At 53.1% G+C, this 273-nt stretch carries 1 protein-coding gene; it reads right to left on the bottom strand.

Annotated elements, in window-relative coordinates; translation table 11 throughout:
• The coding region (locus tag ABG80_RS16525; RefSeq protein WP_268760926.1) for an NAD(P)-dependent oxidoreductase at positions 1-273 on the bottom strand (273 nt) is incomplete at both ends.

Below are 273 nucleotides of genomic sequence, written 5' to 3' on the forward strand. Positions count from 1 at the left end.
AGACATCGGCTGCATATCCAGCTAGTTTTCCAGACGCCAGTGCTGCTATCACCGCATTCTCATCCACGACCGAGCCGCGACATGCATTGATCAGGTAGCTACCGGTTTTCATCTTGGCCAACGCGGTGGCATCGATTAGATGCAGTGTCTCTGCGGCCATCGGAACCATCGGCACGACATAATCACATTTTTCGAGCAGTTCATCGAGCGTGACGCGCTGTACGTGCCAAGCCTTTTCTTGTTCGGCATTGAGCGGAATCGGATCGCAATACA

Source organism: Aquabacterium parvum (assembly GCF_001447195.1).
Classification (GTDB): Bacteria; Pseudomonadota; Gammaproteobacteria; order Burkholderiales; family Burkholderiaceae_C; genus Aquabacterium; species Aquabacterium parvum.